The sequence below is a fragment of the Novosphingobium sp. CCH12-A3 genome (genome assembly GCF_001556015.1).
Lineage (GTDB): Bacteria > Pseudomonadota > Alphaproteobacteria > Sphingomonadales > Sphingomonadaceae > Novosphingobium > Novosphingobium subterraneum.
The window spans coordinates 67048-91796 of record NZ_LSIA01000294.1; the positions used below are offsets into that span (position 1 = coordinate 67048).

At 61.9% G+C, this 24749-nt stretch carries 28 protein-coding genes, 1 tRNA gene and 1 pseudogene; 12 read left to right on the top strand and 18 right to left on the bottom strand.

From position 1 onward, the window contains the following. Positions 1 to 60 precede the first annotated feature (60 nt). The 4 genes from AX703_RS24415 to AX703_RS24430 form a co-directional block, all read right to left on the bottom strand. Positions 61 to 657, bottom strand: coding sequence for a hypothetical protein (locus AX703_RS24415; protein WP_062347904.1), 597 nt, complete (start codon positions 655 to 657; stop codon positions 61 to 63). 138 nt (positions 658 to 795) lie between these two features. Continuing rightward, on the bottom strand, positions 796 to 2184 hold the full coding sequence (locus AX703_RS24420; protein WP_062347906.1) for a hypothetical protein: 1389 nt from the start codon (positions 2182 to 2184) through the stop codon (positions 796 to 798). Positions 2185 to 2466: 282 nt separating this feature from the next. Then, positions 2467 to 3246, bottom strand: a complete 780-nt coding sequence (locus AX703_RS24425) for an enoyl-CoA hydratase (RefSeq protein ID WP_062347908.1) — start codon at positions 3244 to 3246, stop codon at positions 2467 to 2469. Positions 3247 to 3262: 16 nt separating this feature from the next. Continuing rightward, a complete protein-coding gene (locus AX703_RS24430) occupies positions 3263 to 4444 on the bottom strand; it encodes a VWA domain-containing protein (RefSeq protein WP_062347910.1) in 1182 nt (393 codons plus the stop codon). Between the two features lie 136 nt (positions 4445 to 4580). Here AX703_RS24430 and AX703_RS24435 point away from each other — a divergent pair, with 136 nt between their 5' ends. After that, positions 4581 to 5468 carry a L,D-transpeptidase family protein gene (locus AX703_RS24435; RefSeq protein ID WP_082734788.1) on the top strand — a complete coding sequence of 296 codons (888 nt, stop codon included), beginning with the start codon at positions 4581 to 4583 and terminating at the stop codon, positions 5466 to 5468. A 65-nt stretch (positions 5469 to 5533) separates the two neighbouring features. Here AX703_RS24435 and AX703_RS24440 read toward each other — a convergent pair whose 3' ends face one another. Further along, the gene (locus AX703_RS24440) at positions 5534 to 5956 is read right to left on the bottom strand and encodes a GFA family protein (protein WP_062347912.1); all 423 of its coding nucleotides are present in this window, start codon (positions 5954 to 5956) and stop codon (positions 5534 to 5536) included. Positions 5957 to 6048: 92 nt separating this feature from the next. Between AX703_RS24440 and AX703_RS24445 the strand changes: the two genes are divergently transcribed. Continuing rightward, positions 6049 to 6804 (top strand): glutathione S-transferase family protein, encoded by a 756-nt coding sequence (locus tag AX703_RS24445; RefSeq protein ID WP_062347971.1) that lies wholly within the window; start codon positions 6049 to 6051, stop codon positions 6802 to 6804. A gap of 30 nt (positions 6805 to 6834) precedes the next feature. Here the strand turns inward: AX703_RS24445 and AX703_RS24450 are convergent, their stop codons facing one another. Together AX703_RS24450 and AX703_RS24455 are read right to left on the bottom strand one after the other, a co-directional pair. Next, positions 6835 to 7251, bottom strand: a complete 417-nt coding sequence (locus AX703_RS24450) for a GFA family protein (RefSeq protein ID WP_062347914.1) — start codon at positions 7249 to 7251, stop codon at positions 6835 to 6837. Positions 7252 to 7262: 11 nt separating this feature from the next. After that, the gene (locus tag AX703_RS24455; protein WP_062347916.1) at positions 7263 to 8108 is read right to left on the bottom strand and encodes a MoxR family ATPase; all 846 of its coding nucleotides are present in this window, start codon (positions 8106 to 8108) and stop codon (positions 7263 to 7265) included. 268 nt (positions 8109 to 8376) lie between these two features. Here AX703_RS24455 and AX703_RS24460 point away from each other — a divergent pair, with 268 nt between their 5' ends. After that, positions 8377 to 9156 carry a hypothetical protein gene (locus AX703_RS24460; RefSeq protein WP_062347918.1) on the top strand — a complete coding sequence of 260 codons (780 nt, stop codon included), beginning with the start codon at positions 8377 to 8379 and terminating at the stop codon, positions 9154 to 9156. A gap of 77 nt (positions 9157 to 9233) precedes the next feature. After that, on the top strand, positions 9234 to 9719 hold the full coding sequence (locus tag AX703_RS24465) for a cupin domain-containing protein (RefSeq protein ID WP_039331143.1): 486 nt from the start codon (positions 9234 to 9236) through the stop codon (positions 9717 to 9719). 90 nt (positions 9720 to 9809) lie between these two features. Here AX703_RS24465 and parE read toward each other — a convergent pair whose 3' ends face one another. Then, a complete protein-coding gene (gene parE, locus AX703_RS24470; RefSeq protein ID WP_062347919.1) occupies positions 9810 to 11810 on the bottom strand; it encodes a DNA topoisomerase IV subunit B in 2001 nt (666 codons plus the stop codon). Positions 11811 to 11890: 80 nt separating this feature from the next. Next, a complete protein-coding gene (locus AX703_RS24475) occupies positions 11891 to 13087 on the bottom strand; it encodes a penicillin-binding protein activator (RefSeq protein WP_231735685.1) in 1197 nt (398 codons plus the stop codon). 20 nt (positions 13088 to 13107) lie between these two features. Here AX703_RS24475 and rsmI point away from each other — a divergent pair, with 20 nt between their 5' ends. Together rsmI and AX703_RS24485 are read left to right on the top strand one after the other, a co-directional pair. Further along, the gene (gene rsmI / locus AX703_RS24480) at positions 13108 to 13944 is read left to right on the top strand and encodes a 16S rRNA (cytidine(1402)-2'-O)-methyltransferase (protein WP_062347923.1); all 837 of its coding nucleotides are present in this window, start codon (positions 13108 to 13110) and stop codon (positions 13942 to 13944) included. Continuing rightward, positions 13941 to 14297, top strand: a complete 357-nt coding sequence (locus tag AX703_RS24485; protein ID WP_062347925.1) for a YraN family protein — start codon at positions 13941 to 13943, stop codon at positions 14295 to 14297. The genes rsmI and AX703_RS24485 overlap by 4 nt, the downstream gene beginning before the upstream one ends. Positions 14298 to 14304: 7 nt before the next feature. Here the strand turns inward: AX703_RS24485 and AX703_RS24490 are convergent, their stop codons facing one another. Beyond that, the gene (locus tag AX703_RS24490) at positions 14305 to 14493 is read right to left on the bottom strand and encodes a hypothetical protein (protein WP_039331135.1); all 189 of its coding nucleotides are present in this window, start codon (positions 14491 to 14493) and stop codon (positions 14305 to 14307) included. Between the two features lie 112 nt (positions 14494 to 14605). Here AX703_RS24490 and gshB point away from each other — a divergent pair, with 112 nt between their 5' ends. From gshB to AX703_RS24505, 3 genes are all read left to right on the top strand, one after another. Further along, the gene (gshB, locus tag AX703_RS24495) at positions 14606 to 15553 is read left to right on the top strand and encodes a glutathione synthase (protein ID WP_062347927.1); all 948 of its coding nucleotides are present in this window, start codon (positions 14606 to 14608) and stop codon (positions 15551 to 15553) included. A gap of 63 nt (positions 15554 to 15616) precedes the next feature. After that, entirely contained in the window at positions 15617 to 16219 is a 603-nt protein-coding gene (locus tag AX703_RS24500; protein ID WP_039331130.1) for a DedA family protein, read from the top strand. A gap of 89 nt (positions 16220 to 16308) precedes the next feature. Next, entirely contained in the window at positions 16309 to 16527 is a 219-nt protein-coding gene (locus AX703_RS24505; RefSeq protein WP_039331128.1) for a hypothetical protein, read from the top strand. A gap of 55 nt (positions 16528 to 16582) precedes the next feature. On the opposite strand, the gene accC is transcribed toward AX703_RS24505, so the two are convergent. The 6 genes from accC to AX703_RS24535 all read right to left on the bottom strand — a co-directional run bounded on the left by accC (position 16583) and on the right by AX703_RS24535 (position 20087). Beyond that, positions 16583 to 17929, bottom strand: a complete 1347-nt coding sequence (gene accC / locus AX703_RS24510; RefSeq protein WP_062347929.1) for an acetyl-CoA carboxylase biotin carboxylase subunit — start codon at positions 17927 to 17929, stop codon at positions 16583 to 16585. A gap of 10 nt (positions 17930 to 17939) precedes the next feature. Further along, positions 17940 to 18428: an acetyl-CoA carboxylase biotin carboxyl carrier protein gene (gene accB, locus AX703_RS24515; protein ID WP_062347931.1), complete on the bottom strand. Its 489-nt coding sequence runs from the start codon at positions 18426 to 18428 to the stop codon at positions 17940 to 17942. A 101-nt stretch (positions 18429 to 18529) separates the two neighbouring features. After that, positions 18530 to 18982, bottom strand: coding sequence for a type II 3-dehydroquinate dehydratase (gene aroQ / locus AX703_RS24520; RefSeq protein WP_062347933.1), 453 nt, complete (start codon positions 18980 to 18982; stop codon positions 18530 to 18532). Between the two features lie 75 nt (positions 18983 to 19057). Next, entirely contained in the window at positions 19058 to 19414 is a 357-nt protein-coding gene (locus AX703_RS24525; protein WP_062347935.1) for a hypothetical protein, read from the bottom strand. 66 nt (positions 19415 to 19480) lie between these two features. Then, complete coding sequence (locus tag AX703_RS24530; RefSeq protein ID WP_062347936.1) at positions 19481 to 19894, bottom strand: holin family protein; 414 nt, start codon at positions 19892 to 19894, stop codon at positions 19481 to 19483. Positions 19895 to 20010: 116 nt separating this feature from the next. Further along, a tRNA-Pro gene (locus AX703_RS24535) sits at positions 20011 to 20087 on the bottom strand. A 228-nt stretch (positions 20088 to 20315) separates the two neighbouring features. Here AX703_RS24535 and yajC point away from each other — a divergent pair. Genes yajC through secF form a run of 3 tightly spaced genes read left to right on the top strand, consistent with a single transcriptional unit; the run spans position 20316 to position 23273 of the window. Further along, complete coding sequence (gene yajC, locus AX703_RS24540; RefSeq protein WP_039331119.1) at positions 20316 to 20645, top strand: preprotein translocase subunit YajC; 330 nt, start codon at positions 20316 to 20318, stop codon at positions 20643 to 20645. Between the two features lie 27 nt (positions 20646 to 20672). Continuing rightward, on the top strand, positions 20673 to 22280 hold the full coding sequence (gene secD, locus AX703_RS24545) for a protein translocase subunit SecD (RefSeq protein WP_062347938.1): 1608 nt from the start codon (positions 20673 to 20675) through the stop codon (positions 22278 to 22280). Positions 22281 to 22295: 15 nt separating this feature from the next. Next, positions 22296 to 23273: a protein translocase subunit SecF gene (secF, locus tag AX703_RS24550; protein WP_039331115.1), complete on the top strand. Its 978-nt coding sequence runs from the start codon at positions 22296 to 22298 to the stop codon at positions 23271 to 23273. Positions 23274 to 23308: 35 nt separating this feature from the next. Here secF and AX703_RS24555 read toward each other — a convergent pair. Beyond that, positions 23309 to 23719, bottom strand: a pseudogene (locus AX703_RS24555) (glycosyltransferase family 4 protein); the annotation flags it as partial. Between the two features lie 68 nt (positions 23720 to 23787). Beyond that, positions 23788 to 24749 (bottom strand): Tn3 family transposase (locus AX703_RS24560; protein ID WP_156452198.1); only part of this gene is annotated, 962 nt, incomplete at its 5' end.

Below are 24749 nucleotides of genomic sequence, written 5' to 3' on the forward strand. Positions count from 1 at the left end.
TCGAACCCGCGGTCAAGGCTGGCAGATGCAGGGCGGGAGTCAAGGATTTCGCTGGCGGCGTCAGTACGCCTTGGCAGGAACAAGCGCGTCCCATGTGTCCCAGCTAATTGTGCGACCGGGATAGGCAACATTCTTGAACGGCCATTCGCTGGCAATCCATTTCTTCACCCACGCCTGCAGTTCCTTGTCGAAGCCGGCGTCATGCTCTGCCTTGGTTACCCACATCAGGACCACGGCATCATATCCAGCAACCGGGCTCGGCTGCACATAGACACAGCCCCTCTCGCGCTTCCCGTCGGGCGTCAACACGGCATAGGCAAATGATTTTCGCTGGGCAAAACGGGCCTGCTCGGTCTGCATGTCGGCCATCGCCTCGGCGTCGGTTATCCCGGCGTGAGGCCATGCCGTGCTGCGCGTAAAGGTCTTCTGCAAATGGTCGATCGACGACATGTAAGCGTCATAGTCGATCTTCACGAGTGCAGGACCCAGCGGAACCAGCTTGAAGGCTGGCGCTTCGACGAGGGTAGGCACGCCGAACTCGGCGGGAACGAGGGGCAGCTGGGCCTTGCCGTTCTCGGCGGCGAGCACTGGCGACGCCACGATTGCGGGCGATAGTGCCGAAACCGCCAGACAAACTGCTGCAAGCTTCAAGGGCATTGGTCCTTTGTCTCCGGAAGATCCGAACCTCTTGCCGGAGACTGGGCTACCCTCGACCTGTCGCGCAATACGCGATTTGCGCGAGGGTCAGATGGTAGGTCGCGCCCTCGATGTCAAAGCTCTCGCTTCCTCAGGCCGTCACTTCTTGAGGGGCTGAGGGATCAGCGGCGCCAGCGAGGCAATGACCGCCTCGGGCTCGAATGCCATTTCCGCAAAGACTTTCCCGTCGCCTGGCGTGCCGGTGCGGAATCGGGCGCGATAGAGCGAGGTCTGGGCAGGCATGAGCATGAAGTGGCTTTGCCCCCGGGCTTTGGTCAGCAGTGCAAGATGCAGGAGTAAGGCATAGGTGCCGGGTGTACCGGTGCCATTGCGCGAAGTGTCGACAAACTCGCCATACTCGATGTCGGTCTTTGGCGTGGTCACGTATTTCGATTTGTCTGTCTTCCATACGTTCGCGGCGAACTTGGCGAATTCGGTCTGGGCGAAGGCAGGACGGAAAGTGTCGAACCGATCGGAATTGTCATCGCCAGTATTGTTTATCTGGGCGGCGATGCGTGTCTCCTCCGCTGCCAGAACCTCCTTGGCTGTCGGAATTGGCGTGTTGGCGCGTTCCGCAGGTGTGCCCACCGTCTCCAGCTTTCGGGCCACTCCGGCAACCAGCCCGGCGTTGATCGTCGGCCAGCGCGAACGCGCGGAAAACAGCGTGCGGGCGCGCATGCCCTGTCCGGAATCGAGCGCCACAACGATGGCGTAGAGGTCATTGGCTTCGTTTGTTGCAGTTACCGGTGAGTCAGTCTTGCCCTGGGCCGTGTCGGCTTCTGCCGCGGCGAGTGCCAGTTTCATCAGGCGATCGCCCTCTGCCACGTTCCCGCCGAGACGATACGCGACAGCGGCGCGTGCCAGTGAGGAATAGCCGCGCACTTTGGGAACGGTGCCGAGAAGATCGGCAAAGGCCTTGTAGTCGGACGCTGCTTCAAGAAAACGTCCATCGACGGCCCGTGCTGCAGCGCGTTCGAGCACGGCGAGCGGGTAGACACGCACCGCCTGATCGAAAACAGCCGCTTCGGCACTACCGTAAGCCCTGGCGATCGCGAGATATTGCATCGCGGAGAGTTGGGCCTTGATATCGAAGGGCGCCTGATTGGCCAGTTCAAGGCCGAGTGCGTGGGCGCCTGCGTAATCGCCCTTGCCGGTCAGCGCCATGGCCTGCAGCTCGATCGCGGTGAGGCCCAGGCTTTGCTTGTAGGCAAGCGTGGCAGTGAGATCGGGTTGGTCCGTCGTGACCGAGCGGATGTCGGCAATGGCGCCGTCCCAGTCCTGCATTTCCATCCGGTGAATTGCACGACCGAAGATCAGCTCGATGCGCCGACCGCCGTCCTTTGCAGGCTCGGGACCGGAAAGGGCTTCGTCGCAAGCCTTGATGCCGTCCACACCGTTGGCGCGTTTCTTGGGATCATAGCCTTCGCGCGGAGGAAGGCGCAGGCCGATCACGGCAGTGATCGCCACAAGCCGGGCAACCGTGCCCAAGGTAGAGGCCTTGTTCGGGAAGCCGTCGCAGCGGACAAAGGCCGATGGACCGGCGGGAGCTTTGCCATTAGGAATTGGGGCAGCAGGAACTGGAGCAGTTGGAGCTGATGTCGGTTGGTCTGCTGCGAATGCTGTGATGGGCTGAAGCACAAGCGATATAGCCGTGAGCCCGGCAAGAGCATTCTTCAATTTCATGGCAATCCCCCCAACGTCAGCTGATGACTAGCGGGGTTTCTGGAACGGACAATACTAATCGCCGAGAATTTGAACTGTTTCTATCCGTCAGGCCGTCCGCCAGACTGGAGCACGCCTTTCCAGAAAGGCATTGATCCCCTCTTCGGTGTTTTCGTCCATCATGTTCTGCGCCATGACTTCGCAAGCGAGAGCATATGCTTCGGAGCGGGAGCACTCGCGCTGGGTGTTGAAAAGCCTTTTGCCACGGCGGATCGCATCGGGGTTCTTGGCGAGTATCGTGGCGACGAGATCATCGGTTGCGGCATCAAGCGCCTCGGCCGGAGCGACGGTATTGACAAGGCCCCAGTCGGCGGCGGTGCGGGCATCGATGAATTTCCCGGTCACCAGCATCTCGAAAGCACGCTTTGCAGGCACATTCCGACTGAGCTCCACGGCAGGGGTTGAGCAGAACAAGCCGACGTTGATTCCTGAAACAGCAAAGCGCGCGTCTTCGGAAGCGACGGCAAGGTCGCAGGCGCCGACCAATTGGCATCCTGCGGCGGTGGCGACGCCATGGACCTTGGCAATGACGGGAACGGGAAGAGCAGCGATCGCCTCCATCGCGCCGGTACAGGCAGCAAAAAGCCTGCGGTAGGAGTCGAGATTGCGGTCAGCCTGCATCTCGGCAAGATCATGTCCGGCACAGAAGGCCTTTCCCGCTCCGGCAAGGACCACGACGCGCGCTTCATTGTCGCCCGCGATGTCCGAAAGTTCGGCCAGCAGTTCGGCGAGGACGGCCTGCGACAGGGCATTGAACTTGTCAGGTCGATTAAGCAGCAGGTCGTATCGACCCTCTGCCGTCCGTTGCGCGAGGATCGTCTTGCCCATTGCCTGCCCCCCGGAGTCAGTGTTTCTTGCGAGTGAGTTCGCGCATGGCCCCGTCGAGTCCCTCGAGAGTCAGGGGGTACATGCTGCCGCCGATCAGGTCCTTGATCATCTTGGTCGACTGCGAATACGTCCACTGCTTTTCCGGCACCGGATTGAGCCAGACCGTGGCGGGGTAGGTCTGCGCCACGCGATGCATCCACACCGCGCCCGATTCCTCGTTGAAATGCTCGACGCTGCCGCCGGGATGGCTGATCTCGTAGGGGCTCATTGCCGCGTCGCCAACGAACACCACTTTGTAATCGTGGCCAAACTTGTGGAGGATGTCCCAGGTCTTGGTGCGTTCTGACCAGCGACGCTTGTTGTCCTTCCACACGCCTTCATACAGGCAATTGTGGAAGTAGAAGAACTCCATGTTCTTGAATTCTGCGGTTGCCGCGCTGAACAGTTCCTCGACCAGCTTGATGAACGGGTCCATCGATCCGCCGACATCGAGGAACAGCAAGAGCTTGACCGCGTTGCGCTTTTCCGGCCGCATCCGGATGTCCAGCCAGCCTTGGCGCGCCGTGCCTTCGATCGTGCCGTCGAGATCGAGTTCGTCTGCTGCCCCTTCGCGGGCGAAGCGGCGCAGGCGGCGCAAGGCGATCTTGATGTTGCGCGTACCGAGTTCGCGAGTGTTGTCGAGATTTGCGAATTCGCGCTTTTCCCAGACCTTTACCGCGCGCTTGTGCTTGCTCTCGCCGGCGATGCGGACGCCTTCCGGGTTGTAGCCGGAATTGCCGAACGGGCTGGTGCCGCCCGTGCCGATCCACTTGTTGCCGCCCTGATGGCGCTTCTCCTGCTCTTCGAGACGCTTCTTGAGCGTCTCCATGATCTCCTCCCACGAGCCGAGGGACTTGATCTTCTCCATCTCTTCTTCGGACAGGAACTTTTCGGCCACGGCCTTGAGCCAGTCCTCGGGGATGTCGACCGGGCGCTGGCCGTAATCGGTGAGCAGGCCCTTGAAGACCTTGTTGAACACTTGGTCGAAGCGGTCGAGCAGACCTTCATCCTTCACGAAGGTGGCGCGGCTCAGGTAGTAGAATGCTTCCGGCGTCTGCTCGATCACGTCCTTGTCGAGCGCTTCGAGGAGGACAAGGTGCTCCTTGAAGCTGGCTTGAATGCCTGCGGCACGCAACTCGTCGACGAAATTGAAAAACACGGGCTGCGGCTCCTCTGACTTAACCGAGTGATTAAGCGCTGCGGCTGCGATCGGCAAGGGCTGTTGGGCGATAGGCGGTTGAGCGGAAGAGACAAACGGTTAAGCCATGAGGAAACATGGTTAAGGGCGGTTTACCATGAGTCGCGCTACGGGTTTGCTTGCGATCTTTGTGCTTCTGCTTGGTCTGGCGGGCCTCGGCTTGGCGCTGCCGGCGCGGGAGGCGCGGGCAGATGTGCAGGAGGCGGTGATCCAGCAGATCGCGCCCCCGCCGGTTGCCACTCAGGTCGCCCCGCTAGTCGCGCAGCCTGTCCGCCAACAATTGCCGCCGCCAGTGCCCGACGTTCTGCAATCAGGCGTACTGGTCGTGGTCAGCAAGGCGTCGCAACGGATGCACGTGTTCAAGGATGGCGAGCATTGGGGCTCCTCGCCGGTCTCTACAGGCAAGCGCGGGCATTCGACCCCGGCCGGTGTATTTCCGATCCTGCAGAAGCGGGTGTTCCATCGTTCCAATATCTACAGCAACGCCCCGATGCCCTATATGCAGAGGCTGACTTGGCGCGGCATTGCAATCCATGCCGGGTATGTCCCGGGCTATCCGGCCTCCCACGGCTGCATCCGCTTGCCGCGCAGCTTTGCCAAGGCGCTGTTCGACCTGACGAAGGCAGACCGGACGACAGTGGTGGTGACGAATGCTCCGATGCGTTCAGAGCAGGGGGCGGTGACTCTGGCGCTCAATTCGCAAGCTCCCGCTGCCATGCCCGCAGCAGGCAATGGCGTAGTGATGGCTGCCGCGACGTCGGTCCAGACGATCCAGCTTGCTGCGGCGCTGAGCCCTGCCGAAGCAGAGGCGCATTGGCAGGGCGCGGTCGCGATGTACCCGCAACTGGCGAGTTTCCAGAAGGCCGTTGTCCCTGCGGTGGTCGGGCAGCGCCGCTATTGGCGGTTGCGCGCCAGCGCCCCCGGCGCCCATGCGCTGTGCGGCGTGCTGAAGCGTTCGGGGCAGGACTGCTTCAACGTGATCTGACCTAAGCTGCAGGTGGTCTTGAACTGCCGTATGAGCGTGCTGATTACGGGAGGTGCGCTCATGCCTTAGCTGACGGGCGACGGAGCAGGGGGCTGTTGCGGCCAGCTTTCGAGAGAAGGGTCGAGCTGAGCCCAGGGCGGTGCATCCTCGGTCCAGATGATCGCTTCGGGGCGCAGGCCGTGGCCTTCGTCAAGGGCACCGAAGCGCACTGTCTTGAGGTGAAGGCGTGCAGAACTCTGCGCGAAGATCTGTGTGCCGCAGGCGGGGCAGAAGTGGAACGTCAGGGTGTTGCCACTGGCCGCCGTCCATTCGGCATGGGCCAGGGTGCCGGTGATGTTGACGTCTTCCGCCGTGAAGATCGCGTTGTTGGTCGGGCCACCGGCCGCAATCTGCTGACACTGGCGGCACCAGCACTGACGAGTCGCAATTGGCTCCCCGCCGATCTCGAGGTGGACGGAACCGCAAGCACATTGACCGGAATAGGGCATGGCAAAAAGCTTCCTTCAGGCTTTCAGCAATTGGGTATTGTTAGTGTTACATACAATTGTCTATGGTGCTGCCACTTGGAGAGGATAACGACATGACACTCAAGCTCTACAGTTTCGGACCGGCTGCCAACTCGATGAAGCCGCTGCTGACGGTGTTCGAAAAGGGCCTCGATGTCGAGAAGCATCGGCTGGATCCTGCGAAGTTCGAGCATCACACCGAGTGGTTCAAGGCGATCAATCCGCGCGGTCAGGTGCCGGCGCTGGTCGACTCTGGGGTGGACGGCGACAAGGTCATCACCGAATCAACCGTGATCTGCGAGTATCTTGAGGACGAATACCCGACGGAAGTCTCGCTCCGCCCAGCCGACAGCTTCGGGCGCGCACAGATGCGCATCTGGACGAAGTGGGTGGACGAATACTTCTGCTGGTGCGTCTCGACCATTGGCTGGCATCGCTATGTCGGCAACATGGTCAAGGGCCTTACCGACGCCGAGTTCGAGGAAAAGGTGAAAGCGATCCCGGTGGTCGAGCAGCAGGTAAAGTGGCGGCGCGCCCGCGAAGGCTTCCCGCAGGACATGCTCGATGAGGAAATGCGCAAGATCGGCTACTCAGTGCGAAAGCTGGATGACCATCTGGCCAACCATGAATGGCTGGTGCCGGGGCAGTACACCCTGGCCGACATCTGCAACTTCGCCATCGCCAACGGCATGCCGTTCGGCTTCAAGGAATTGGTGAACAAGGAGGATACGCCTCACCTGGTGCGCTGGATCGAACAGATCAACGAGCGGCCGGCGGTAAAGGCGATGTTCGCGCAGGTAGAGCTGGAAAAGCTTGGGCCGCGGGAGTGAGACGCCCTTGCATCGGCAAGGTCCGCACGCTCAACTGGCGGGCGGCGGACCTTTGGGATGGCGCGGGAGATGTCCGGGTAGCGGAGCCCAGCTCGGCGCACTGTCCGCCCAGATGACTGCCGTTGGCGGCGCGAGTTCGGGGTCGTCGAGCGTTCCCGCGCGAACGCGCATCGGCAGGCCTGTCGGCGTGACGGTGCGACTGTAGATTTGCGCGCCACAGACATCGCAAAAGCCACGTTCGACTGTGTTGCCGCTGTCGGCAATCATCACGAAGGTTCCGAGTTTGCCTTCGATCGCCACGGCGGCTTCCGGGAAAAGCACGTTCACCGTAGCCGATCCGCTGGCGATGCGTTGGCAATCTCGGCACCAGCACATGCGGGCGCCCAGTGAGTCGGCGGAGATTGTGTAGCGAACCGCGCCGCAAAGGCATCCGCCGACATGGGGCATGGCAATCTTCCTCAGTTCCCCGGACGCCGGGCCATGAACGCCAGGCGCTCGAACAGCATGATGTCCTGCTCGTTCTTGAGCAGCGCGCCGTGAAGCGGCGGGATCGCCTTGGTCGGATCGCGGTTCTGGAGGACGTCCAATGGCATGTCCTCGTTCAGCAGGAGCTTGAGCCAGTCGAGCAGTTCGGAAGTGCTGGGCTTCTTCTTGAGGCCGGGCACTTCGCGGATCTCGTAGAACACCTCCATCGCCTTGCTCACCAGGGTCTTCTGGATACCGGGGAAGTGGACGTCGATGATTGCCTGCATCGTGTCGCGGTCCGGGAACTTGATGTAGTGGAAGAAACAGCGGCGCAGGAAGGCGTCGGGCAGTTCCTTCTCGTTGTTCGAGGTGATCACGACGATCGGGCGTTCACGCGCCGCGATGCGCTCCTGCGTCTCGTACACGTCGAAGCTCATGCGATCGAGCTCCTGCAGGAGGTCGTTCGGAAATTCGATGTCCGCCTTGTCGATCTCGTCAATCAGCAGAACGGGAAGGGTGGGACTGGTGAAGGCCTCCCACAGCTTGCCTTTCTTGATGTAGTTGCGAATGTCGTGGACCCGCTCATCGCCGAGCTGGCCGTCGCGCAGGCGGGCGACTGCGTCGTATTCGTAAAGGCCTTGCTGCGCCTTGGTGGTGGATTTCACGTTCCATTCGATAAGCGGCGCGTTCACCGCCTTCGCGATTTCATGAGCGAGCACGGTCTTGCCGGTGCCGGGTTCTCCCTTTACCAGAAGAGGGCGGCGCAGCAGGACGGCTGCGTTGACGGCGACCTTGAGATCTTCGGTAGCGACGTAATTGCTGGTGCCTTCAAAGTGCATCGGCGGTTCCTGTGTGCTTAATCGTTCGGTTAAGCGATAAGGCGGCTGAGAGTGCGGCGCAAGGGGGTTGCTGAACTGACGGCCGCGTCATCTTCGAACTCATAGTTAGACGCACGTGTCAGTTTCCGAGCATGTTGATGACGCACGCGTCATTTTTGAACTTGGTTGGTGACGCATCCGTCATGTATGTCGTGTCAAATTGTCGCTAACTTATGCTTGGCCGTCTCGGCGATTGAAGTGCCCGAAACCGCCGTGTAGCGACGCGGGGATGGTCGCACCCCGCAATGTCATGGCGAAGCAAGGCTATCAGGCATCGCCGCGCGAGCGGGCCGGAGCAATGGCGTTTGCCGCAGTCACGACCTTGTTGGTGTTCCTGATCATGTGGCGAATGGGCGCGGTTACCGGCTTCGGCGATGGGAAGGGCACGCACCTGACCGCGATCGACCTATCCGCTCAGGGGCAGGACGAAGAGAAGGCGCAAAAGCAGGAGCAGAAGCGGCAGAAGCGGGCGGAATCCGCCGAAGCCGCTGTGAGCCAGCCGGTGGCTGCGCCGCCTCAAGTGCCAGTGCCTGGCAAGGTGGAATGGCCCGAAGGATTCATCGAGCTGTCGCGCAACGACTACCGCGCGACCGACATCAGCAACATGAAGCGGGCAGAGTCCGGCGGGGCGCAACAGGTGGGCGCGGGCAGTCCGGGCGATTCCGCCAGCGTAGGGCAAGGACCGGGCGGCGTGCGGCTCTTTGCCGCGCAATGGTATCGCGAACCCACCGATGCCGAGATCGGCCCCTACCTGCCCCAGCGCCGGATGCAGGGGGACTGGGCGATGATCGCGTGCAGGACGGTGGAGAAGTACCACGTCGAGGATTGCCAGGAACTTGGCGAAAGCCCGCCGGGATCAGGCCTTGCCCGCGCGATCCGGCAGGCGAGCTGGCAGTTTTTGGTGCGACCACCCAGGGTCAATGGAAAGCCTCAGATCGGGGAGTGGGTGCGGATACGGTTTGATTTCCGAGCGAAAAAGGGCGATCCTGATCGTCAAGTTGCTGGCTAAACCCGAATGGGAAGTGGTGCGGAAACATAGTCCCCCTGGCGGGTAACGATCACTGTAAACTGCGAAGGGATCGTTTCATGGCAAGTAGTGGAGAACGTATTCAGGATATCGGCCCGCAACCCCAAGCCTTCGATATCGAAGTGGCGACCAAGACCAATGGCGACTATCGCTCGGTCGCCTGGACGGGGCGCTATTTGCAGGTAACGCTCATGTCGATTCCTGTCGGCGGAGACATCGGGTTGGAAGCACATCCCGAGACGGACCAGTTCCTACGGCTCGACGCGGGAAAAGGCCTGGTGCAGATGGGGCCAACCGAGCATGAGCTGACGTTCGAGCGGCAAGTGTCGGATGGCTGGTGCGTTTTGGTGCCCGCTGGCACCTGGCACAACGTCACGAACATCGGCGACGAGCCTATCCAGCTCTATACGATTTACGCGCCTGTCCACCATGCCGCATCGCGCGTGCATCCTACGAAGGAGGCAGCCGAAGCCGATGAGCCGAACGATACGCCCCCTGAATGGACTGTCCAACCTGCCAAACCCGCGCAGGACAAGCATGGCTAGCGCTGGCGCGTTTGTTTAGGCGTATCGATCGGTAAGCAGCCATTTTCTATAGTGGCTGCTTGGATGACGCCGACGACGCCTTCCGGGACGTTACGCGTCAATCAACTCCGGATCGATCTCGCTCGCGCGGTTCTGGATGAACATGAAGCGCTGGGCGGGATCGCGGCCCATCAAGCGGTCGACGAGTTCCTTCACCGCCGCTCGGCCCTCGTATTCAGGCGGCAGGGTGATGCGGATGAGGCTGCGGGTGGCAGGCGCCATCGTGGTTTCGCGCAGCTGTTGCGGGTTCATTTCGCCAAGGCCCTTGAACCGACCGACTTCAACCTTCTTGCCCTTGAACTTGGTCGCTTCCAGCTCGGCACGGTGGGCGTCGTCCTTGGCGTAGGCGGAGGTGCTGCCGCTGGTCAGGCGATAGAGCGGAGGCTGGGCGAGGTAGAGGTGGCCGCGCCGGACCAGCTCGGGCATCTCCTGGAAAAAGAACGTCATCAGCAGCGTGGCGATGTGTGCGCCATCGACGTCGGCGTCGGTCATGATGATAACCCGATCATAGCGCAGCGCGTCCAGGTTGCAGTCCTTGCGCATGCCGCAGCCGAGCGCGAGTGCGAGGTCCGCGATTTCCTGGTTGGCGCGGATCTTGTCGGCCGTGGCGCTGGCGACGTTGAGGATCTTGCCGCGGATTGGCAGGATTGCCTGCGTCTTGCGGTCACGCGCCTGCTTGGCGCTGCCGCCTGCGGAATCGCCTTCGACGATGAACAGTTCGGTTTCGCCTTCACCTTCGCCCGAGCAATCGGTGAGCTTGCCGGGCAGGCGCAACTTGCGGGCGTTGGTGGCGGTCTTGCGCTTGACCTCGCGCTCCGCCTTGCGGCGCAGGCGTTCGTCCATGCGCTCCATCACCGCGCCGAGCAACGCCTTGCCGCGCTCCATGTTGTCGGTGAGATAGTGGTCGAAATGGTCGCGCACCGCAGCTTCGACCATGCGCGCTGCCTCTGGCGAAGTCAGGCGGTCCTTGGTCTGGCTCTGGAACTGCGGATCGCGGATGAAGACCGAAAGCATGATCTCGCTGCCGGTGATCATGTCCTCTGGCGCGATGTCCTTGGCCTTCTTCTGGCCGATCAGTTCGGCAAAGGCGCGGATGCCCTTGGTCAGTGCGGCACGCAGGCCCTGTTCGTGGGTGCCGCCATCGGGCGTGGGGATGGTGTTGCAGTACCACGAATAGGAACCATCGGACCACAGTGGCCAGGCGATAGCCCATTCTACGCGGCCGTTCTCTTCGCCATTGGGGCCGAGCGGGAAGTCCTGTCGGCCGGCGAAAGGCACGGAGGTGACGCATTCGCGGCCCGAGACCTGTTCCGCGAGATGATCGGCAAGGCCGCCGGGGAACTGGAAGACGGCTTCCGCCGGCACTTCCTCGCTGGCAAGCGAGGCAGCGCACTTCCAGCGGATTTCGACGCCTGCGAAGAGATAGGCCTTGGATCGGACCAGCCGGAACAGGCGGGCAGGCTTGAACTTCGCGTCTTCGCCAAATATCTCGAGATCGGGGATGAACGTGACCTGCGTGCCGCGCCGATTGGGGGCATTGCCGATCTTCAACAGCTTGGTCGTCGGATTTCCGCGCGAAAACTCCTGCGCGTATAGCTCCTTGTTTCGCGCCACCTCGATCCGGGTGAGTGAGGAAAGCGCGTTGACCACCGAAACGCCGACGCCGTGCAGACCGCCACTGGTTGCGTAGGCTTTTCCGGAGAACTTGCCGCCGGAGTGAAGCGTTGTGAGGATGACTTCCAGCGCCGACTTGCCGGGGTATTTCGGATGTTCGTCAACGGGGATACCTCGGCCATTGTCCGAAATGGTCAGCCGATTGCCTTCCTCCAGCATGACCTCGATGCGGTTGGCGTGGCCGGCGACCGCCTCGTCCATCGCATTGTCGAGCACTTCGGCGGCGAGGTGGTGCAGCGCGCGCTCGTCCGTGCCGCCGATGTACATGCCGGGGCGGCGGCGGACCGGTTCGAGGCCCTCGAGAACTTCGATGGCGGAGCCGTCATAGGCCTCGGCTGCGCTGGTGGCGGGGAGCTTGTCGAAAAGGTCGTCGGACATGCGAACGGGTATAGAACACGGGAATCCCGACGCAAGCGGGGATGCCGCCTTATCCGGCGAAATCCCCCGCTTTCGGCCTATCAGAACTTTGCCGGAGCGGGCGATACGGTGGTGAAGGTGCCGGTGCCAACTTCACGCACCTCCATCGCCCGTTCGGCTATGCCGCTTGCCGTGAAGCGGAAGACGCCATCAAGGCCGATGAAGCCCTGCGGATCGTAGAGCTTCGCCGTTGGGAAGGTGGTGCCCGGCTTCCATGTTCGGGCAATGTTGAGCGTCAGCAGGACGCTGTCGTAGCCCAGCGTTGCAAGCCGCGATGGCGTCGCGCCGAAACGTGTGGCGTAGCTCTTTTCAAATTGACCGAAGCGCTGATCGGAGACGGCAGCGAACCATGCGCCGCGCATGGCGACAGATTTCGCGATCGCGCCTTCACCGCTCCACAGTTCGGTTCCCAGAAGCTTGACGCCTTTGCCCGCCAGCGGACCCGCCTGAAGCGCGATGCGGCTGCCATCCGCGATCAGCAGGGCGTCGAAACGGCCCTTGTCCTTGACGCGGCGTACTGCGCTGGCAACCGACGTATTGCCGCGATCATAGGTTTCGATGGCGGTGACGGCGACGCCATTGGCCCGCGCGGCCTCGGTCAACCCTGCGGTCGCCCGCTGCCCGTAATCACCGGTCGGGATGATTGCGGCAACGGACTTGATCCCACGCGACTTGGCGAAGCCGAGAACGCGCGTGATCGATTGGCCGGGGGCCTGACCCATGACAAAGACATCTCGCGAAGCGACGGCACTGTCGTTCGAATAGGTAATCATCGGGACTTTGGCCGGGCGCGCAACATTTGAGACCAGAACGACATCATCGGACAGCAGGGGGCCGAGGATCAGCTTGTTGCCGTCGGCAATGGCGCGGGCGGCCGCGTTGCCAGCGCCCGTTGCTGTGTCATATGTCGTGATGCGCAGGTTTGCCGCGCTGGTATCGAGCACGGCCATCGTTGCAGCATTGGCTATCGATTGACCAACCGATGCGTTTGGCCCTGTCATTGGTACCAGCAGCGCGACACGATGGCGGCCGGCATCGGTTGGCAGGACGTTTGCGTCAGGAGCCTTTTCGGTCGGTTCTGCGATCGGGCCGGTGCCCTTGGGGATGACGGTGCAACCTGCCAGAAGGGCCAGCGTGCCGGTCACGACCCATCTGCGGGAGCGGCGCAAGCCAGTTTCGCGCCAGTCGCCCGATTGTCCCTCGATCATTCCCTGCACACCCTCTTGTCGCTCTGTCATCGCCGGTCCATGGAAAAGCCATGGATACGTCGCCTCTTGCACCCGGTCTCTATATTGTTGCCACGCCTATTGGCAATCTTGGTGACATGACCCGTCGCGCCACAGACACGCTTGGGCGCTGCGATCTGGTAGCCTGCGAGGATACGCGGGTGACAGGGAAATTGTTGAATCTTTTGGGCCTTCACAAGCCGATGCGACGGTATGACGATCATGCCAGCGACGGCGCGAGGGAAGCGCTGCTGGCAGAAATGGCGGTCAAGGCGGTTGCACTGGTATCGGATGCCGGAACGCCGCTGATCTCCGATCCGGGTTACAGGTTGGTGCGAGAGGCGCGGGCGCGGGGGATATCGGTCACGTCGTTGCCCGGTGCGAGCGCGGTCGTGACCGCCTTGTCGATGGCGGGGTTGCCGACGGATCGATTCCTGTTCGCCGGTTTCCTGCCGAACAAGGAGAAGGCGCGGGGCGATGTCCTGACCGAACTATCCGGCGTCCCGGCCACGCTGGCATTCTATGAAACGGGGCCCCGCCTCGTGGCTTCGCTGGAAGCAATCGCCGAGCGTTTGCCCGGGCGCGAAGTTGCGGTCGCGCGGGAGCTGACCAAGTTGCACGAGGAGTGCCGTTCCGGCTCTGCAGCGGAACTTGCGGCGCACTACTCGGTGCAGCCGCCGAAAGGTGAGATCGTGCTTCTCATTGCGCCACCCGGAGAGGCCGAGGCGCCCGAGGACGACGTCATCGACGCGGAACTGCGCGCGGCGCTGGCCGAGATGTCTACATCGCAAGCGGCAGGCAAGGTGGCAAAGGCGCTTGGGCTGGATCGCAAGGTGCTTTACGCACGGGCCATGGCACTCAAGGAATGAGGCGTGCCGAGGCTGAGCAGCAAGGACGGCGGGCCGAATGGCTGGCAGCGTGGTGGCTGCGGCTTCAGGGCTGGCGCATTCTGGCGCAGCGGGTGAAGCTCAAGGCAGGCGAGGTCGACCTGATCGCGCGAAAAGGGCGAACGGTTGCGTTCATCGAAGTGAAATGGCGCAAGGATGCCCGGCAACTGGGCGCCGCGATTGACGCTCACCGCCTGCGACGCGTCGCAAGGGCGGCGGAAATGCTTGCCGGAAAGTATGCAAGGCCTGGCGATGACGTCCGAATTGACGTTATCCTGATGGCACAGGGAAAGTGGCCGTACCGGATTGCCAACTCCTGGCAACCCGGCACCTGACCGACGCTTAGTGGGCGGGCTTGTGCTCTTCCTTGTGTTCGCCGTCCTTGTGCTCGTCGTGATGCTCGTCCTTCTTGTCGCCCTTGTGATCGTCCTTCGGGGCGCTGGTGGGGTGCGGGTCGGGGTTGGCAACGCCCTGTGACGACCAGCCGAGAACGGCGATTCCGGCAGCGGCAACGGTGAACAGCTTGCGCATCAATGGCTCCTTGGATTTGGGGGCGCCCTGGAGGCGATCTGAAAATGGTCGCACAAGCTACAAATCGGCTTTAAGGCGCACCTGAGATAAACCCCTGAGGATCAGTGCAAGCATGACTCTTCGCGTTGCGGTCCAGATGGACCCGCTCCACTCGATTAATATCGCTGGAGATTCCAGCTTCGCACTCATGCTTTCGGCGCAGGAGCGCGGGCACGAGGTTTACCATTACGACGTTGGCTCGCTGACGCTGGACGAGGATGACCGGCTGATCGCTCATGCCCGTCCGGTGACGGTGCAGCGCGTGGAGGGCGACCACTACAAGACCGGCGACGTGCGCCGGCTCGACCTTGGGCGCGATATCGACGTGGTCCTCATGCGGCAGGATCCTCCGTTCCACATGGGCTACATCACGGCCACGCATCTGCTCGAGCGGATCGAGGGTGAGGCGCTGGTCGTCAACAATCCCCGGAGCGTTCGCAATGCGCCTGAAAAGGTCATGGTGCTTGATTATCGGCGCTTCATGCCGCCAACGATCGTCACCCGCTCGGTCGAGGAAGTGCGGCTGTTCCAGAAGAAGCATGGCGCGATCGTCGTGAAGCCCATACACGGCAATGGCGGCAAGGCCATTTTCCGCGTCGCGCCCGAAGGCGAAAACCTTGGCGCGCTGTTTGAGGTGTTCAACCAGACTTGGCCCGAGCCGCACATGGTGCAGGCGTTTCTTCCCGAGGTTGCCAAGGGCGACAAGCGCATCGTGCTGGTCGATGGCGAGATCGCCGGCGCCATTAACCGCAAGCCGGGTGAGGGCGAGTTCCGCTCGAACCTTGCGGTCGGCGGCTATGCCGAAAAGACGGAACTGACGGCGGAAGAGCAGGAAATCTGTGCAGCGCTCGGGCCGCAGCTTAAGCGTCTTGGCCTGATCTTCGTTGGCATCGACGTGATCGGCGGCAAGTACCTGACCGAGATCAACGTAACTTCGCCGACCGGGATTGTCGCGATCGACAAGTTCAACGGCACCGATACGCCGGGGATGATCTGGGACGCGATCGAGGCGCGGCTGTAAGGGCATCCGGGCTTCTCCATCGGAAGCAGGAGCTTTTGGCCGTTTGGAATCGTTACCCTTCTCATGAATGACTGGATCGTCCACCTGATCGAAGGCGGTGGCTATTGGGGCATCGCGTTCCTGATGGTCATCGAAAACGTGTTTCCGCCAATTCCATCCGAGCTTATCATGGGGCTGGGCGGGATCGCCGTGGCGCGTGGCCGAATGGAATTCTGGCCGCTGATGCTGGCAGGCACTGTCGGATCGACGTTGGGCAACTATTGCTGGTATCTCCTCGGCCGGACGTTGGGCTATCAGAGACTGCGCCCCTTTGTCGGTCGCTTCGGGCGCTGGCTTACCGTCGAATGGGAAGACGTAGAGGCAATTGTCCGGTTCTTTCGGCGGCATGGCCAGTGGGTAGTCTTCGCTGTGCGGTTCGCCCCGTTCATGCGCACGATGATCTCCTTGCCAGCCGGTCTTACGCACATGGGGCATGTACGGTTTCTGCTGTTCACCTTCGCTGGCGCTGCAATCTGGAATGCGATCCTGAGTGGCGCGGGCTATTACCTCGGGCGCAATTTTGGCGAGATCGAGAAGTACACCGGGCCGATCGCAACTGCGACGCTGGTCATCGTGCTTATCGGCTATGTCTGGCGCGTACTTACGTGGAAGCCGCGCGAGCGCTAGGGTTGACTATGCGGCGCCTTGCGGGCTTTGTCTCGAGGCCTGCCGGATTGGCGGTCTTATGTAACGCTACGAAATAAAAGGTATTGTCCATGGCAGTGAAGGCGATGTGCATCGTTACGAAAAGCGAGGAAGGGCGCGGCGCCTATGCCGTGCGGATGGACAACGACGAGAATGTCTATTTTCCGCTCAGCGTGACAGAGGCGCTCGAACTCGAAGAATTCGACGAGGTGGAAGCGATCCTGGTGAAGAACGACCGGCCCGAGCCGGCCTGGCGGGCCATTCGCGCAAGATTGCCGGTTATGGACTGAGCAGAACGGAAAAGCCCCCGCAGTGCGGGGGCTTTTTGTTTGCGCCGATGACGGATCAAGCGTCCTTGGCCAGCCACTCTTCCAGCCACTTGATGGTGTAGTCGCCAGAGAGGAAATCAGGCTCGCTCAAAAGGCGCTGGTGAAGCGGAATCGAGGTCTTGGGTCCTTCGATCACCATTTCCTGAAGCGCGCGCTTGAGGCGCATGATGCACCCTTCGCGGGTACGGCCGTAGACGATCAGCTTGGCGATCATCGAGTCATAGTATGGCGGGATCTTGTACCCGGCATAGAGCCCGGAATCGACACGTACGTGCATGCCGCCGGCGGCGTGATAGCTCTTAACCAGGCCGGGCGAAGGGGCAAAGGTGAACGGATCTTCCGCATTGATGCGGCACTCGATCGCGTGCCCCTTGAACTCGATCTCGTCCTGGCTGACCGACAGGGGCTTGCCATCGGCAATGCGGATCTGTTCGCGCACCAGATCGACGCCGGTGATCGCTTCGGTAACCGGATGCTCCACCTGCAGGCGGGTGTTCATCTCGATGAAGTAGAACTCGCCGTTTTCCCACAGGAACTCGATCGTACCCGCACCGCGATAGTCCATGTCAGCCATGGCCTTCGCGACAATGCCGCCCATGCGGTTGCGCTCTTCGGTCGAGATCACCGGCGAGGGCGCTTCTTCAAGCACCTTCTGGTGGCGGCGCTGCAGCGAACAGTCGCGTTCGCCGAGGTGGATGGCATTGCCATTGCCGTCGCCGAAGATCTGGAATTCGATGTGGCGCGGGTTGCCGAGGTACTTCTCGATGTAGACCGTCGCGTCGCCGAAGGCGGCCTTGGCTTCGCTGCCAGCCTGCTGGATCAGGGTTTCAAGCTGTTCAGGGCTGTTGCAGACCTTCATCCCGCGACCGCCGCCGCCCGATGCGGCCTTGATGATCACCGGATAGCCGGCCTTTTCGGCAATGGCCTTGGCTTCCTCGAGATCCGAAACCGCGCCGTCCGAACCCGGCACCAGCGGCAGGCCGAGTGCGCCAGCGGTGCGCTTGGCCTCGATCTTGTCGCCCATAGTGCGGATGTGTTCGGGCTTGGGGCCGATCCAGGTGATGTCGTGGGCTTCGACGATCTCGGCGAACTTGGCATTCTCCGAAAGGAAGCCGTAGCCCGGGTGGATCGCGTCAGCGTGAGTGATTTCGGCTGCCGAAATGATCGCCGCGACGTTGAGGTAGCTATCCTTCGCTGCGGGTGGACCGATGCACACCGCATGATCGGCGAGGCGCACGTGCATCGCGTCGGCATCGGCGGTGGAGTGCACCGCGACCGTCTCAATGCCCATTTCGTGCGCGGCGCGGTGGATGCGCAGCGCGATTTCGCCGCGGTTGGCGATAAGCAGGCGCTTGATGGCCATCAGCGGACCTTTACGCGATCACGACCAGCGGCTGGTCGAATTCGACCGGCTGCGCGTTCTCGACCAGGATCGCCTTTAACACGCCTGCGGCAGGCGCGGTGATCGGGTTCATCACCTTCATCGCTTCGATGATCAGCAGGGTTTCGCCCGCCTTGACGCTCTGGCCGACGGTGACGAAGTTGGCAGCGCCCGGTTCGGCGGCGAGGTAGCAGGTCCCGACCATGGGTGACTTCACGGCGTTGGCATGGTCTTCTGCAGGAGCAGCGGCAGGCGCAGCAGGTGCTGCCGCCGCGGCAGGTGCAGCGACCGGGGCCGGGGCTGCAACCGCAACCTGAGCGACCGGCGCAGCAGTCAGCTGACGGGCTACGCGGATCTTGCGCTCGCCATCCTCGACCTCGATTTCAGACAGCCCGGTTTCGGCAAGAAGCTCTGCCAGTTCGCGTACAAGCTTGCCGTCGATCGCCATGTTTTCGGCCTTGTCGCCGCGTTCGTGACCCATTTGAATTTCCTCGCGGGGTATGAATTCTGACCGCGCGCCATGCCCCCAACACGATGGACTGGCAAGTGGCAGCGATCAGTGAAAGTGGAAAAACGCCTGTTTCAAAGGCGCGAAACGGCGTCCAATGCCGCGAGGTAGCTGTTTGCGCCGAAGCCGCAGACGGTGCCAAGCGCGGCCATGCCGACATAGGAATGGTGGCGGAAAGCCTCGCGTTTGTGCGGGTTGGACAGGTGAACCTCGATCACCGGCACCTTGATGGACTTGATCGCATCGTGGATCGCCACCGAGGTGTGGGTGTAGGCACCTGCGTTGAGCAGCACGGCCTTTACCCCCTCGGCCTGCGCCTCATGGAGCCAGTCAATGAGATGGCCTTCGTGGTTCGACTGGCGCATGTCGATCTCGAGACCCAGATCGCGGCCGCGATCTTCGAGCATGCCGGCAATGTCGTCGAGCGTCTGCGAACCGTAGATTTCCGGTTCACGCAGGCCGAGCAGGTTGAGGTTGGGGCCATTGAGCACGTAAACGGTTGTGCCTTGGCCGGAAGCTTGTGTCATCAGATCCCCCGATCGCGAATGCCTGCCGTGATAGACATTGCAGGCAAAGTCGCAAGGGCCAGAGGGGGATGCCCTTTAAAAGCCGGGAGCGATCGGTGGCCCGGCAGGTGCCTCGATGGTGTTTTCGTATATCGCGCTGTCAGCCGAGCCATCGGTGACTTCATCCGACGATGAGGGCTCGCCGAAGCTGTCGGTCGTCCCGCTCTCGACAACCGGGGCGGGATTGTTCGTCGCCGCCATGCTCAAGGCTTGCCGCGAGCGCTTTTCGGCCGCGTCTGCCTTGGCTTCGAGCGCTGCCAACCGTGCCTCAAGCTTTTCGTTGTCAGATGATCCGCATCCGCCAAGCGCAAGGATCATGCCGAGCGGCGCGAGGCCGGCCACAAGCGGCGAGAGCCTGCCTGCGGCCAGCGATTGCGATGATAAGCGGTCCAACCTCGATCTCATGCCCGCTTTCATATCAGTCGGAGGTTACCAGAAACTAACCAAGGTGTTGCGCATTCAGCGGTCGGTTCCCCGGGCCTTTCCCCACTGCCGCGCAGCAGTATAGCCAAGGTAGCCGGTGCCGAACAAAGCGTAGAGCGGTTCGGGCAGTCCCTTGAGATAGGTGCTCGTCGCAGTCATGATCGCCTGTGCAGCTAGTGGATTGAATCCGGCCAGCAGGCCCATGGGCAGGGCCCACAGGATCACCGCATACATTACATAAAGAAAGCCGGGGCGCGCTCTCCGAGTCCATGGATCGTTAGCACTGGATTCTGCGAGAATCGCCGAAATGCGGGTCTTCAGCGGCTTGAATTCTCGTGCGCTCTCAAGGCGAAGCAGTTCGAGCTTTGCCTGATCGCGCAGGCCGGCATCGGGGATGATCTTGTCGATGATTGCGGAGACCGATGAAATCAGGGCTTCGGAGTTTGCCATGCTTGCGTCCTTCCGAGTTATGGGACGCAGGGACATATAACCACAAGGCGCGGTGTAGGAAAATGAACACAGCAAAAAGGCCCGCGAGCGCAAAGCGCTTCGCGGGCCTTTTGAAATGGTCGGGACGAGAGGATTCGAACCTCCGACCCCCACACCCCCAGTGTGATGCGCTACCAGGCTGCGCTACGTCCCGACCGGAAGCGCGCCTATAGGCAGCACTTTTGAGGATGGCAAGCGCGAGATTGGCGAAAGGTTCGGAGGATCGGCTGCGGCGTGCCCAGCCTCTCGGCCAGCGCGTCAGATTGCCTTGCGCAGTTCAAACTGCTAACCGCGCCGCTTGTTCATGCCGGGGCCGGTAAATGCGGGATAACCGCAGTCGGCCCGGTTGTAATCCTTGCCTTGCGATCCCAGAAACGGACCCATGATGCTCAGCACTCTTTCCGCCGCCGCAGCAAATGCCGGCCAGCCGCCTGCCTGGATGACTTTCATGCCGCTGGTGGCGATGGGTTTCATCTTCTGGTTCCTGATCCTGCGGCCGCAGATGCGCCAGCAGAAGGAGCACAAGGCCAAGATCGCAGGCATGAAGAAGGGCGACATGGTCGTCACTGCCGGCGGACTGATCGGCAAGGTGATCAAGCTCGACGATCACTACGTCGAGCTGGAACTCGGCCCGAACGTCAAGGTCAAGGCCGTGCGCGCCACAATTGGCGACATCGTGCCGCCTGTCGGCTCTTCGCCTGCGAACGACTAATCTCACTTTCCTGAAGGCTGAACGCCCATGCTCGAATTTCCGCGCTGGAAGGTGATCTGGCTTTGGCTGATAACGCTGGTTTGCGTTGCGGCCGCCATCCCGTCGCTCACTGCAACCCTGGGCCTTGGTTGGCCGAGTGCACTGCCCGAGCCCAAGGTCAACCTCGGCCTCGATCTTGCGGGCGGGAGCCACATCCTGCTTGAAGCCGATCCCTCGCAGGTGCGCCAGCAGCGCATCGAAGGCATGGAGGAATCGGTTCGCAACAAGCTGAAGCAGGATGGGAAAGACATCCGTATCAGCGACATTTCCAACCGCGATGGCGCGCTGACTTTCGTTGTCGCCGATGCCTCGCAAGTCGATGCAGTGCGCGAAGCGGTGCTGCCGCTGACCAATGGGGCAGGGCTTACCGGCCAACGTGATTGGGACATCAACGTCGTCGATGCCAACCGCTTCGTCCTGAAACCGACTGAAGCCGGTATCCAGCAGGCCGTTACCCAAGCGATGGACACCGCGGTTGAAGTCGTGCGCAAGCGTATCGACGCGCTTGGCACGAAGGAGCCAACGATCATCCGTTCGGGGCCAACGCGCATCGTCGTGCAGGTTCCCGGCCTGCAGGACCCGCAGGCGCTCAAGAACCTGCTTGGTCAGACCGCCAAGCTCGAGTTCAAGCTGGTCGATACTTCGGCCCTGCCTTCGGACGTGGCACAGGGCATCGCGCCTCCGGGCAGCGAGATCGTGCCCTTCGTCAGCCCTGCAGAGGGCGGCGGCGTACCGTCGATTGCAGTCAAGCGTCTTGGTGGCATCCGTGGGGATCAGCTGACCAACGCCCAGCAGACAAACAACCAGCAGACCAACGAGCCGGTCGTCAACATCACCTTCAACACCGACGGTGGCGCGAAGTTCGCGAAGTTGACCACGCAGAATGTCGGCAAGCAATTCGCCATCATTCTCGACGGGAAGGTCCTTTCCGCCCCGACGATCAACGAGCCGATCCTCGGCGGCAGCGCGATCATTTCGGGCCGCTTTACTACCGAAAGCGCCAACGCGCTGGCGATCTCGCTGCGTTCGGGCGCGCTGCCAGTGGATCTGAAGGTCGTGGAAGAGCGCACCGTTGGGCCTGACCTTGGTGCGGACTCGATCCGCAAGGGTGTGATCGCGATGGGCGTCGGCACGCTGGCCCTCGCGGTGTTCATTCTCGTCACCTATGGCCGCTTTGGCGTCTACGCGAACCTCGCCGTGATCATCAACGTGATCATGATCCTTGGCATCATGGGCATAATCGGCACCACGCTGACGCTGCCGGGCATCGCCGGCTTCGTGCTGACAATCGGCGCGGCGGTTGACGCCAACGTGCTTATCAACGAGCGTATCCGCGAGGAGCGACACCGCGGCCGCAAGGTCGTCCAGGCGGTGGAGCTTGGCTACAAGGAAGCCAGCCGCGCTATTTTCGATGCGAATATCACCAACGTCATTGCCGCCGTGCTGATGTTCGCCTTCGGCTCGGGACCGGTGAAGGGCTTTGCCGTGGTTCTCATGATCGGCATCGCGACGTCGGTGTTCACCGCCGTCACCCTGACGCGCATGTGGGTCGCACAGTGGCTTCGCCGTGCGCGCCCCACCGACATTGCCCTTTAAGAGGAGGACAAACCGATGAAACTCCTCAAGCTCGTACCCGACAACACCAACATTCACTTCCTCAAGTGGCGTGTGCCGTTCTACGTCATCAGCATCATCCTGATGGCGGCCTCCTGGGGACTGGTGCTAACCAAGGGCCTCAACCTGGGCGTCGATTTCATCGGCGGTCAGATGATCCGCGTGACTTTCGAACGCAGCGCCGAAGCGCCAGTCGGTGAATTGCGCGAAGAAGTCGGCAAGCTTGGCTACGGCGAACCGATCATCCAGCGCTATGGCAAGCCCAACGAAATCTCGATCCGCATGAAGCTGCCGGAAGGCGCAGGCCAGGAAGCGGCTCTTGCCGACAAGATGGCCCGCACCATCACCGCAGACATCAAGAAGAACCATGCCGACGCGCGAATCGACGGCGTCGATTCGGTATCGGGCAAGGTCTCCAAGGAACTGGGCTGGGATGCGTTCAAGGCGCTCGGCCTCGCGTCTCTGGCGGTTGCGGCCTACATCTGGTTGCGGTTCGAATGGCAGTTTGGCGTGGGCGCGCTATTCGCGCTGGTGCACGACGTGACCCTGACGTTAGGCCTCTTTGCCGTCACCGGCATGGAGTTCGACCTGAACATCGTGGCCGCGCTGCTCACGCTTATCGGGTATTCGCTGAACGACACGATTGTCGTTTATGACCGCATCCGCGAGAACATGAAGAAGTATCGCCGGATGCCGATGCCGGAACTGCTGGACCTCTCGGTCAATGAGACGCTGCACCGGACGATCGTGACCTCGCTGTCGATGCTTATCACGCTGGTGGCCTTGCTGCTGCTGGGGCCTGACGTGATCTTCGGCTTCACTGCGGCCATCACGCTCGGCATCTTCGTCGGTACCTACAGTTCGATCTACATGGCGGCGCCCATCCTGATCTGGCTGAAGGTAAACCCGAACAGCTTCGTGCCGACCGAGACGGCACTCGAAAAGCAGGAGCGGATTGCACGCGAAGGCGTTTGATCCAGCGCAGGCAAACCGATTGGCGGCGGCGAAGTCTAACGCTTCGCCGCCGCTTCTTCGTACATGGCGGCGAGCGCACTGGCATTGGCTTCCCAGCTGAACCGCGCAGCATTTGCCGCAACCGCATCCTGCGTCGGGGGTGATTGGAGCAGTTCGCTCACGGCCTCGGCGATGGCTTCAGGTGTGCGCTCCGCGATCCGCCCGGCGCTTACATCGGCCACCACCTCACGCGCGCCGCCGATGTCGGGGATCACGACCGGCGTCCCGCAGGCAAGCGATTCAATCCAGGCATTGGCAAGCCCTTCGCGTTCGGATGGCAGAACCATGACGTCCGCAGCGCACAGCAAATGCGGTAGAATGTCGTGTTCCACCGAACCCAAAAAGTGGACTCGCGATTCCAGGCCAAGCTGCTGGACCAGCCGCTTCAGAACGGTTTCATCCGCGCCGGTGCCTGCAAGGGGTGACTACACGAAAGTGACGTATCTGCACGGAAAGGGCGAACGGATAGCGAACGTCACGCGGCAAGTAGGGAGTTGACGGCGCGCAGCGGTCGCAAGGCGTCCGGATCGGGTTGATCTTCAACATTCCAGCTATAGTCACCGGTCAGCGAGATATGCTCCCAGCCCAATGGCGCGATGTGGCGTGCGATTTCGTCGGCTGTGCCGATGTCCGCCAGCGCCATTTCGAGATAGCGAGTGTTCCACAAGATGATGGCGGCGACGAGCAGGTTGAGGCCGGAGGCGCGATAGGTCTGGTTCTCGAACCGACGATCGCGCAGTTCGCCGAGCTGGTTGAAGAAGAGCGCGCGGGCGAGCGCGTTGCGGGCTTCGCCTTTGTTGAGGCCCGCCTGGGTGCGCCGGCGCAGGTCGATGTCGCGCAGCCAGTCGAGCATGAAAATGGAGCGTTCGAGGCGGCCCAGCTCGCGTAGTGCGAGGGCCAGTCCGTTCTGTCGCGGATAGGCGGACAAGCGGCGCAGCATTGCCGAAGCAGTGACGGTGCCGGTGCGGATCGACGTGGCGAACCGCAGCAGTTCGTCCCAATGCGCCGCGACATGACCCAATGCGATCGGTTCGGCCGTCATGCCGGCAAGCAAGGGGCCGGATTCTTGGCCGGGAAGGAGGTGTAAACGACGCTCCTTGATGTCGCGCAGGCGCGGCGCGAAGCGGTAGCCGAAGAAGGGCATGAGGCCGAACACATGGTCCGATGCCCCGCCCGTATCGGTGTAGTGCTCCTCGATCGTCAGGCCGGTCTGGTGATACAGCAAGCCATCCAGCACATAGGGCGCTTCGCCAGCGGTCGCCGCGATCACCCGACTTGCGAAGGGGTCATATCGATCCGAGACATGGGTGTAGAAGGCAACGCCTGGTTCGTTGCCGCTGCGCGCGTTGATGTCGCCGATCGCGGCCCCACGGCCCCCGGCATGAAATTGCTGTCCGTCGCTCGACGAAGTGGTGCCGTCTCCCCACAGCGCGGCGA